This is a genomic window from Microbispora sp. GKU 823 (genome assembly GCF_002027145.1).
GTDB classification, from domain to species: Bacteria; Actinomycetota; Actinomycetes; order Streptosporangiales; family Streptosporangiaceae; genus Microbispora; species Microbispora siamensis.
The window spans coordinates 72,311-81,532 of sequence record NZ_MWJN01000011.1 but is presented as its reverse complement, the minus strand read 5'-3'; the positions used below and the strand labels follow the sequence as shown (position 1 = coordinate 81,532).

Sequence of the window (9,222 nt, the reverse complement as noted above, 5' to 3'; positions counted from 1 at the left end):
ACCACTGGCGTGTCGCTGACCGGCGCGCCCTGAGCAGGAGCAATCAATGGACATCACCAACCGCACCGTCTTCATCGCCGGCGCCACCTCGGGAATCGGTCTCGAGCTCGCCCGCCGCTTCGCCGCGGCCGGCAGCTCTGTCGTCGTCGGCGGCCGACGAGCCGACCTGCTCGACCGACTCGCCGCCGAGGGGTTCGGCACCGTTCCCATCGACGTGACCGACCAGGACAGCGTCGGGCGTGCCCGCGACACGATCCTCCGCAGCCACCCGGGTCTCGACACGATCGTGACGATGTCGGGGATCATGATTCCTGAGGATCTGCGCGATCCCGCTCACTTCGGTGTCGCACAGCAAACGATCGACACCAACCTCCTTGGCACCATCCGCGTCATCGACGCGTTCACCCCGCACCTGGTCGGGCGCGGCGCCGGCACCATCATCACGGTCACCTCTGGCATCGGGTTCCTGCCGTTCCCGGTCATGCCGACCTACGCAGCCTCGAAGGCCGGCGTGCACGCCTACTCCGAGGCGTTGCGCGCGCAACTGGACGGCACAGGCGTCGAGGTGTCCGAACTCGTCCCCCCGGCTGTCGCCACCACGCCGGAGCAGGCTCAGCTCAACCCCCGTGCGCTCGACCTGGCCGAGTTCGCCACCGAGGTGATGGACCTGCTCCAGACCAACCCCACTCCGCACGAGATCCTCGTCAAGGGCGTGCTGATGCACCGGTGGGCCGAGCGCGACGGCACCTACGCCGATCTGGTCGCCCAGCGGTCGCAGGCGCTCGCGATGCTTCCGAGCCGTCAGTAGGCACGACAACCGCGCGGGGCGCCGAGACGCGGCCTCAATGCGGCCGAGGGCGGGCCCCCGGCGCCGGTCGGGATGTTACTTCTCGGCGGTGCCGGGTTTCCCGCTGACGGACTCCTGATAGACGTCCGCGAAGGTACGCGAGTCCTTCATCAGATCGTCACAGAAGGCGGCGACATCGTTGCCGAGGAGTTCCAAGACTCCTTTGTCGGCCGCGACGCCCTCCTCGAAGAAATCGACGATCCCTGAGAGCAGAGGCCCGTCAAGCAAATCGATCGGTCCAACCTTGAAGATGTACCTCTGAATCTCCTTGTAGACGATCTGATAATCCGGTGGGAGCGCCTTGACCCGCGCCATGTGCGCCCGCCACTGCTTCTTGCCCTCGATGATGTCGCGGATGCCCACGTCAGCCTCCTAACCGGCCCAATTTCTTCGCGACGTTCCTGTTCAACTGCTCGCGCCACCGGTCGCGATAGCTCCGAGCCCCTTCTCCACCGGCCAGCGCCGCACAGAAGCCCGCGATGTCGTCACCCAGCACCTCGCGAACGTTCTGCCCATCGGATGCCGTCTCTTCGAGCAATCCCAGAGCGTTGTCGAGAATCGGCATCAGGTTTCGACCTGTGAAGTCCGAGTAGGGAAAAAGACGGCCCTTGATCTCTTCCCACGCCGCCCGGTAGTCAGCCGGCAATGCCTCGGCCCGGGCTTCGAACGCCTTCCATTCCCTGGTGAGATCGCTGCCTGTCACGGTCTCCCAGAAGTTCATCTCCCGCCCTCCTTGAGCTTGTCGATCCGTGATGTGATGTACTCCCACTTGGCCCAGAACGTTGCGAGTTCTTCGCGCCCCGCGTCGGTGAGCGCATAGAACTTGCGCGGCGGGCCCAGCTCGGACGGTCGTTTCGTCGCCTGGACGAGCCCGTTCTTCTCCAGCCGCAGCAGGATGGTGTAAACCGTCCCCTCGACGACGTCGGCGAAGCCGAGTTCGTTCAGCCGGCGCGTGATGGCGTACCCGTAGGTCTCCTCTCCGCTGATGATTTCAAGCACGCAGCCCTCAAGCGTGCCCTTCAGCATCTCCGTCAGGTCGTCCATCGTTGGTCCTCTTCGGTCTCCTGGTACCTTGTACTACCGAGTACCACTACAAAGTATCACAGAGTAGTGGACTGCGGAAGCGGTCATCAGCGCCGACGCGGACAACGGAATCCGGGATGTCATGATGAGCATCGACGACCCGAAGCAGGAGGAGTACTTTGTGAGCCGGCTGTGGGAGGCCGGGGCCTTCCTCATGGGCCGCAACACCTACGAGATCATGGCGGGATACTGGCCCAGCTCCGACCACCCCTCTGCCCGGGCCATGAACGAGATCCCCAAGGTCGTGCTGCCCGTCGTCACAGGCAAGGGTGCGCCGCTGTTCCCCGAGCTGGATCAGGCTGTGAAGCTGCGTTTGGTGAAAAGCACGGCATTCCCGTCGGGAATCCTCGAGCTGGTGTACGCGTCAGCCGACAAGTGAGACCCAGCAAGCGACACACAGTCATCGGTGGTGCCGGGGCGGGCGCCTGCGGGGAGGCGAGGGGCCTGGCGGCCGAGGTCGTCAGACGGGCCGAGCGACGCGGGCAGTAGTGTGCGTTCATGTTCAACCGCAAACCCCTCGAAGAGCGCATCGCCGAGCGCGTCGCCAAGCGCCCTCCGCTGAAGGAGGGCAAGCACTTCGAGCACCGCCCCGCGCTGATCGTGTTCTGTGTGATCATCGCGCTCGTCGCGCTGAAGATCCTGGGCGCCTTCGTCCTCATGAAGTGGGGCGTCCAGTAGGACCGCGGCCTCTTCTCATGCCGTGGATCGAACGCGGGCGCCCTGATACACGTCACGGGGCAGCAGGGCGTCGCCGAGCATCCGCCAGTACGGCATCGCGGACCGCCCCGGCTCGATCCCGATGACCTGGATCGCGACGTGGTCGGCGCCGGCGTCGAGGTGGGCACGAAGTTTGGCCACGACGGTGTCCACGTCGCCCCAGAACACCAGGTCGTCGACGAGACGGTCGCTGCCGCCGCCCGCGATCTCCTCGTCCGTGTAGCCCAGCCGCCGGAACTTCGCGATGTTGTACGGCGTGTTCAGGTAGGGGTGGAGGTGCTCGCGTGCGGCCGTACGGGCCCTGGCGGGGTCGGACTCGAACAGCACCGGGTGCTCGACGCCCAGGAACGCCTCAGGCCCGAGGATCTCCCGCGCCCGCGCGGTGTGCGCCACGGTGACGTGATAGGTGAGGGCGCCGGCGGAGCGGTCTCGGGCCAGTTCGAGCATCTTGGGCCCGTACGCCGCCAGGATGCGGCGCATCGGCGTCTGCGGCAGAGGGTTGGACGTCTCCAGCCCGTCCATCTCGTCGAGGTATCCGGCCATGGCCGCCAGCGGCGTGATCCCCGGCCGCGGCACGCCGCCGAATCCTAGGCCGAGCACGTGCCGCCCCGGGTAGGCGTCGGCCAGGAGCAGCGCGGCGCCGTACGCCCACGGGGCCTCGCGCGACCAGATCTGCGCGATGCCGTTGACGACGATGATCCGCCGGGTGCAGGAGAGCAGGTAGCCGGCGTGCGTGAACGCCTCACGCCCCGTCAGTTCGGGGATCCAGAACGCCGGCCATCCCCGGTCCTCCAGTTCCTGTATCGACTCGCGCATCCGCGCGGCGGACTGGTGCTCGAAGTCGAAGGTGTAGATCCCGAACCTGCCCAGGTCCAGGCCGTCGAGGTCGCCCATGGCTGATCTCCTCGTGCTCGTCGCTGTCACATCGAAATATCGCATATTCACGATATGACATGCAACGTGAGATCGCTGCGCGAACGGCGCCCAGCCTCTGCCCGCCGTCAACCACAGATTGACGATCGGAGGACCGTCAATCTACGGTTGACGCATGAGTCCACTCAACATCAGCCTCGCCGACCTGATCGCCCGTCTCGACGAGGAACTCCCCGACGCCGGAGATCTGGCCCGCATCAGCGAGGCGCGACTACGTGCCCAGACCCTGTCCGACCTCGGTGACCAGCTCGTCGACCACTACGTCCGCAAGGCCAGGCAGGCCGGCGCGTCGTGGAGCGAGATCGGCGACGCCATCGGGGTGTCCAAACAGGCCGCCCAGCAACGCCACGCACCGAACGCGTTCGAGCGGTTCACCCACCTGAACCGGCACAGCATCGTGCTGGCGCAGGAGGCCGCCCGAACGCACAAGCACGACTTCATCGGCACCGAACACATCCTGCTCGGCCTGCTCGGCGAACCGCGGGGCCTGGCGTACGAGGTGCTGATCGCGAAAACCGAGTCGGAGCAACGCATCCGCGACGCGATCGAGGAGGCGATGCCGCCGGCCGGGCAGAAGGTGCTGCGGGGCCACATCGCGTTCGGCCGGAGAGCAAGGAGGCCATCGAGCAGGCATCCCGCGCGTCGGCCGACCTCGGCCACGACTGGGTCGGCACGGAACACATGCTGCTGGGCCTGATCCGCGCCGAGGAGAGCCTGGCCGCGCAGATCCTGCGCAACCTCGGCTTCACCTCGGACGAGCTGCACGAGACGGTCAAGACCGAGATCGCCAAACGGTCCGCCGCGCGCGACAAGCAGTAACGAGACGATCAGCCGCCGCGGCGGACGGACCGAGGGCCGCCTTCTCCCCGGGGGTCGTTCCGCTGTTCCTCACCCCCCTTACCCGCAGCGGAGCATGGCGGCAATGCTCTCCGGCCTGGCGGTGACCAGCCGCCTGGTAGGTGTCGCCCAGCCGGTTGCCCGCGGAGTCAGAGCGTCTTCCCCAAGGTGGCGACGAGCTGGGCGATGCGCTGCTCGTCGCGCTTGTAGTGGGTCCACTTGCCCACTCGCGTGGCCTTCACCAGGCCCGCTCGCTGCAACTCGGCCATGTACGCCGACACCGTCGACTGCGCGAGCCCCGCCCTGGCCTGGATGTGGCTCACGCACACGCCGACCTCGGCCGGGTCGGCGATGGCTTCCTCAAGCGGGAAGTGGCGCTCGGGCTCGCGCAGCCACATCAGCAGCTGCAGCCGCATCGGGTTCGACAGCGCACGCAACGCATCGACCAGCCCGGGATCCGGTGAGGTCACGGTCTCCGCCATGGGCCCAGGCTACCGCTCCCCCACCGACCTTTCGAGGATCCTCGATATGAGTGGAGGATCACGATTCCAGGGCGCTGCCCTGCTTCCACTTGCTGAACGGCATCTGCCAGAAGCCCCAGCCGTTGTTCCACTCCAGGATCCGGTTGGTGCCGACGATCTTGACGATGTCGCCCCGGTGGAAGTTGTCGTAGAACCACTTGGCCTGGGCGGGGCTGGCGTTGACGCACCCGTGGCTCACGTTGGCCCGGCCCTGGGAGCCGACCGACCACGGCGCGCTGTGGACGTACTCGCCGCTGTTGGAGATGCGCACCGCGTGGTTGACGACCTCCTTGTAGTACCCGGGGTCGCCCTCCTTCTTGCCCGGGGAGATCATCGTGACCGGGTTGCCGCGTTCCATGGTCAGGTGGATGCCGCTGGTGGTGGTGTATTCGCGGGTGGTCGCCTTGCCTGCGCTGATCTTCATGGTCTGCACGACCTTGCCGTCGCGCCGGACCACCATCATGTGGGTCCTGGTGCTGACCGAGCTGATCCAGGCCGCGCCGATCTTGATGGTCGTGGCGTGGTCCTCGACGCCGTACGTGTCGGGGCCGGCCTTCACGCCGGTGAGGTGCGCGGTGAACTTCACCTTCTGGTGGGCGGGCCAGTACTTGGCCGTCCTGTAGATCACGTACTTGTCGTCGATCCACCGCCAGGCGCCCTTGACCGGCTTCTCCGCGTCCACCTCGAGAGCCTGCTCCACGGCGGCCTTGTCCTGCACCGGCGCGTTGAACCGCACCATGATCGGCATGCCGATGCCGACGGTCTCCCCCTTGATGCCGGGGGTGACGTCCACGACCTCCAGCCCGACCTTGGGCTTGAGAGTGGTGAACCGGCTGGTCGCGGTGGCCGGGCCGCCCTTGCCGGCGGCCTTGGCCGACACCGTGTATCTGGTGGAGGGCTTGAGCGGCTGCTTGGAAGTCCACTTGGTGTGGGTGGAGTCGAACTCGCCCTCGACCGTCTCGCCGCCCGCCTGGACGGTGACCTCCTGCAGCTCGCCGTTGGCGGCCGTGACGACCACGGTCTTGTCGGGGCGCACCTTGGTGGTGTTCGCCGCAGGACTGATCTGGATGGAGGGGGCCGGGGCGGCGGGCGCGGCGTCCCCGGAGCCTCCGCCCGCCGAGCCTGGCGCGCCCGATCCGCCGGAGCATGCCGACAGAGCCGCGGTCAGCGCGACGGCGACTCCGGCGATCGGCCACCTCGAACGACTTCCAGTGCTCAGCACAACTACTCCCCCATGAGCGCGAAGGGCACCATAAGACCTTATTCGGGGTTGCCTCTTATGTTGGCATTTTCTCCTGTGCTTAGGTCACATTTCGGTCGCTTCTCCGGTGGACTCGTCTCTGTAGACGGTAAGGTGCGCGTCAAGCTTGATCAAGCGGCGAGTAAGGCGCGCCCCGGGGTCTCCGCTTCATGAGCGGCCCATGCCCGCCACGCGATCTCGGCGGCGAGCACCCCGCCGCCGGCCGAATTGGGTGCCGTTGACGAACGTGTCATGAGCCCAGACGAGGTGTGGATCTTTGCTGAAGGGGCCGCTGTGGCCTGGCCTCTCCGACATGATCTGCGGCCATGAGCCGGCAGCCGGTGGGGGATGGACGAGCTGGTCGAGCACTGGACGGTGCTCGACACAGCGGAGGAGACCTGGTTCACCACCATCACTGCCCGGCTGCGGCCGGAGGTCCGGGCGCCGGGTGCTGGCCTCGTGGCGGCAGCGGGCGGCTGCCTCGCACCTGTGGCGACGGCCGGAGGAGGCGGCGGTGACGGTGCTGGCGGCACTGCTGGTGGAGCGGGAGCGGGAAGTGACCGCTGGGATGTGATCGACGCCAACTACGACCAGGTGATCAAGTACGCCACGGCGACCCGCACCGGCGCGGCCTGACCCCGCTTTTCTGGCAGCTCGTTCGGCCATACGGCGAGGTCAGGCTGGACATGGGCTCCCGGTTGGAGATCGGTGGCACCGATCTGGGGCGGAATAGGCTGAACTACTTGGTGGTGGCGAGCGCCCTGAGTCTGGCTGCGTGTCCGGGGAGGTGTTCGGTTGCCCGGAGGCAGATCAGGTCGCTCCAAGACAGCTGCTGGTCGGGGACCGGTTGGCCGTCGCGGCTGACCAGGCGAAGCCGAACGAGCGTGGCGGCGGCGTGGTCGGGGATCGCCTTGATCGCGGTGCTGAGGTCGGTTGCGTTACGGCGCACCAGGTCGACGCGCTGGGCGTGGGTGGTGGAGATGATCAAGGAGTCGATGGCAGTGCTGTCCATGGCCTGGCGGTTGTCGATTGTGGTGGGCGGGCCGGTGAGTACGTTGCGTGCTGCGGTGGCGAGGATGGGGTCGCTGAGCGCGAGGTGGCTCAGGGTCCAGTCGACGGCAGAGCGTGCGTGTGCGGGCAGTGCGGTGGTGTCGGTGATGGCCTCGGCTGCGGTGAGCAGGTTGCGGTAAGCCGCGTCGAGTTCGGTGGTATCCATGGCTTCTCCCGGGGGACGGTTGCGGTGAAGTGGTGTCAGTCGGTGCCGGCATTGGGGGCGGAGGGGGTAGGCGAGATGTCGCGGCGTGCTCGGGCGAGGACAAGCAGCATCGCCAGGCACAGCAGCGCGGCGAAGCCGGCGAAGTACTGCACAGCGGTAAGAAGACCGGCCACGGTGGTGAGGAAGCCGACCCCGATGACCGGCAGGCCGACGCCGAGATAGATGATCACGTAGAAGCTGGAAAGCACCTCGGCGTGCCGGTCGGCTGGGGCGGCTTGGTTGACTGCGGTGAGGCCGCCGAGGAACGCCAGGCCCTGGCCGGTGCCGGCGACGACAGTCGCGGCGAGCAACAGGATCAGCGAGGCGAGCTCGCCGGTGAGCGCGAGCAGCACGAGTCCGGCGGCCAGCAGCGGCAGGCCAACCATCTCCAGGGCCCGGGCCGGTCTGCCGTAGCCGAGGAGTTGTGCGAGCGCGGAGCACACCAGCATCAGTGCCACAACCGCACCGCCCAGCAGCAGGTTCGTGCTACCCGACAGGGTTGCCACATACGTGGGGATGAGGGTGAGGAACAACCCGATCACCCCGAACGCGAGGAAGCTGGTCGCCCCGCTGGTGGCGAACACCGTCCGCATGGCAACGGGGACCTCAGGGCGGCGAGGGCGCCACCGGGCCCTGGAGCGTGTCACCGGTAGCGTGGTGACGACTGCGGCGGCCGGCGCCAGCAGCACGATCTCCACCACGAACGGCAGGACATGCGGCGCCGGAGCGTACTGAGCGAGCACGCCGGCCAGCACCGGCCCAAGTCCAAGGCCGCCCACCGAGACCACGGTGGACACCAGCGCCGCCTTGCGTCGGTTCCCGTCGGGTTCCAATTCCGCCAGCGCCGCAGTCAACGGCCCCGAGGCTGCACCGAGCGCAAGGCCCTGCAGGATACGGGCGGCGAACAGCCACCCCGTGCCCGCGGCGAGGGCGAACACCAGCGATCCCAGCGCGGCCAGAGCTACCGCCGGCAGCAGTACGCTGCCGCGGCCGACCGCGTCCGACAGCGGGCCCGCAACCAGCAATGACGGGATCAGCACAGCCACGTACGCGGCGAAGATCAGCGTGACCATCAGCGGCGAGAACCCGAATCTGGCCTCGTAACCCCGATACAACGGCGTCGGCAGATTCGTGCCGGTCAGCAGTATCAGCAACGCATAAGCAGCAGCCCAAAATCGCCACCGTCCTCCCGGAGCGGGCTTCGTATCCGGGTCCGTGTTCAGCGTGCTGGTACGAGCACCCGGACGGTAGTCGTGCGGTGGCGTGCCGTCGGATGCGGCGGCGGAGCGTTCGAGTGGCATTCATCCCTCCGGCTTATGTTCGGGATTCCCGAACATAGCAGATGTTCAGGAATGCCGAACATGTTTGTATCCTTGAGGCATGGCCAGCCGTACCGCGACCGACCTCGTTCACCCCGACCGCACTCAACTGCGGTTCACCACTGTGCTGGCCGCCCTGAGCGACCCGGTCCGGCTGGCAATCGTCGCCCGGCTTGCCGACGTCGAGCCCGACGGCGAACTCGCATGCACAACGTTCGCCCTGCCGGTCAGCAAGTCCACACAGAGCGGCCACTTCAAGATCCTCAGAGAAGCTGGCGTGATTCGCCAGCGCGACGAGGGAATCCGGCGGCTGAACAGACTACGCCGAGACGACCTCGACGCCCACTTCCCCGGCCTGCTCGACCTCGCCATCCCGCAAGGGCGTGACGTGATTGCCAACTGGGACAGCAAGGCCCGTTGAGAGCGTTCGTTTGGGGATCCCCCAACGAACACTTTCGATCTTGAAAGCT

The 9,222-nt window shown here is 67.1% G+C and carries 15 protein-coding genes; 7 read left to right on the top strand and 8 right to left on the bottom strand.

The features are described 5' to 3' along the window. The first annotated feature begins 46 nt into the window (after nucleotides 1-46). Entirely contained in the window at nucleotides 47-808 is a 762-nt protein-coding gene (locus tag B1L11_RS08845) for an SDR family oxidoreductase (protein WP_079314032.1), read from the top strand. A gap of 75 nt (nucleotides 809-883) precedes the next feature. On the opposite strand, the gene B1L11_RS08840 is transcribed toward B1L11_RS08845, so the two are convergent. Genes B1L11_RS08840 through B1L11_RS08830 form a run of 3 tightly spaced genes read right to left on the bottom strand, consistent with a single transcriptional unit; the run spans nucleotide 884 to nucleotide 1,891 of the window. Then, entirely contained in the window at nucleotides 884-1,210 is a 327-nt protein-coding gene (locus B1L11_RS08840) for a DUF1048 domain-containing protein (RefSeq protein WP_079314031.1), read from the bottom strand. 1 nt (nucleotide 1,211) lies between these two features. After that, nucleotides 1,212-1,568, bottom strand: coding sequence for a DUF1048 domain-containing protein (locus tag B1L11_RS08835; RefSeq protein ID WP_079314030.1), 357 nt, complete (start codon nucleotides 1,566-1,568; stop codon nucleotides 1,212-1,214). Next, nucleotides 1,565-1,891: a PadR family transcriptional regulator gene (locus tag B1L11_RS08830; protein WP_079314029.1), complete on the bottom strand. Its 327-nt coding sequence runs from the start codon at nucleotides 1,889-1,891 to the stop codon at nucleotides 1,565-1,567. The genes B1L11_RS08835 and B1L11_RS08830 overlap by 4 nt, the downstream gene beginning before the upstream one ends. Before the next feature lie 121 nt (nucleotides 1,892-2,012). Between B1L11_RS08830 and B1L11_RS08825 the strand changes: the two genes are divergently transcribed. Next, on the top strand, nucleotides 2,013-2,309 hold the full coding sequence (locus tag B1L11_RS08825; protein WP_218670978.1) for a dihydrofolate reductase family protein: 297 nt from the start codon (nucleotides 2,013-2,015) through the stop codon (nucleotides 2,307-2,309). 119 nt (nucleotides 2,310-2,428) lie between these two features. Continuing rightward, nucleotides 2,429-2,608: a hypothetical protein gene (locus B1L11_RS08820; protein ID WP_079314027.1), complete on the top strand. Its 180-nt coding sequence runs from the start codon at nucleotides 2,429-2,431 to the stop codon at nucleotides 2,606-2,608. Between the two features lie 15 nt (nucleotides 2,609-2,623). On the opposite strand, the gene B1L11_RS08815 is transcribed toward B1L11_RS08820, so the two are convergent. Then, the gene (locus B1L11_RS08815) at nucleotides 2,624-3,541 is read right to left on the bottom strand and encodes a TIGR03620 family F420-dependent LLM class oxidoreductase (protein ID WP_079314026.1); all 918 of its coding nucleotides are present in this window, start codon (nucleotides 3,539-3,541) and stop codon (nucleotides 2,624-2,626) included. A 154-nt stretch (nucleotides 3,542-3,695) separates the two neighbouring features. Between B1L11_RS08815 and B1L11_RS08810 the strand changes: the two genes are divergently transcribed. Next, on the top strand, nucleotides 3,696-4,277 hold the full coding sequence (locus B1L11_RS08810) for a Clp protease N-terminal domain-containing protein (protein ID WP_079314025.1): 582 nt from the start codon (nucleotides 3,696-3,698) through the stop codon (nucleotides 4,275-4,277). Beyond that, on the top strand, nucleotides 4,262-4,399 hold the full coding sequence (locus B1L11_RS08805) for a Clp protease N-terminal domain-containing protein (RefSeq protein ID WP_079314024.1): 138 nt from the start codon (nucleotides 4,262-4,264) through the stop codon (nucleotides 4,397-4,399). The genes B1L11_RS08810 and B1L11_RS08805 overlap by 16 nt, the downstream gene beginning before the upstream one ends. A gap of 167 nt (nucleotides 4,400-4,566) precedes the next feature. Here B1L11_RS08805 and B1L11_RS08800 read toward each other — a convergent pair whose 3' ends face one another. Then, nucleotides 4,567-4,899 (bottom strand): helix-turn-helix transcriptional regulator, encoded by a 333-nt coding sequence (locus B1L11_RS08800; protein WP_079314023.1) that lies wholly within the window; start codon nucleotides 4,897-4,899, stop codon nucleotides 4,567-4,569. Nucleotides 4,900-4,957: 58 nt separating this feature from the next. Continuing rightward, entirely contained in the window at nucleotides 4,958-6,160 is a 1,203-nt protein-coding gene (locus B1L11_RS08795) for an Ig-like domain-containing protein (protein WP_256862347.1), read from the bottom strand. 366 nt (nucleotides 6,161-6,526) lie between these two features. On the opposite strand from B1L11_RS08795, the gene B1L11_RS08790 reads away from it, so the two are divergent. Then, complete coding sequence (locus B1L11_RS08790) at nucleotides 6,527-6,814, top strand: hypothetical protein (RefSeq protein ID WP_079314022.1); 288 nt, start codon at nucleotides 6,527-6,529, stop codon at nucleotides 6,812-6,814. A gap of 103 nt (nucleotides 6,815-6,917) precedes the next feature. On the opposite strand, the gene B1L11_RS44980 is transcribed toward B1L11_RS08790, so the two are convergent. Together B1L11_RS44980 and B1L11_RS08780 are read right to left on the bottom strand one after the other, a co-directional pair. Continuing rightward, nucleotides 6,918-7,394, bottom strand: a complete 477-nt coding sequence (locus B1L11_RS44980; RefSeq protein WP_143737134.1) for a hypothetical protein — start codon at nucleotides 7,392-7,394, stop codon at nucleotides 6,918-6,920. A 35-nt stretch (nucleotides 7,395-7,429) separates the two neighbouring features. Next, nucleotides 7,430-8,734, bottom strand: coding sequence for an MFS transporter (locus B1L11_RS08780; RefSeq protein ID WP_079314020.1), 1,305 nt, complete (start codon nucleotides 8,732-8,734; stop codon nucleotides 7,430-7,432). Between the two features lie 79 nt (nucleotides 8,735-8,813). Between B1L11_RS08780 and B1L11_RS08775 the strand changes: the two genes are divergently transcribed. Next, nucleotides 8,814-9,173, top strand: coding sequence for a helix-turn-helix transcriptional regulator (locus tag B1L11_RS08775; protein WP_079314019.1), 360 nt, complete (start codon nucleotides 8,814-8,816; stop codon nucleotides 9,171-9,173). The last annotated feature ends 49 nt before the right edge of the window (nucleotides 9,174-9,222 follow it).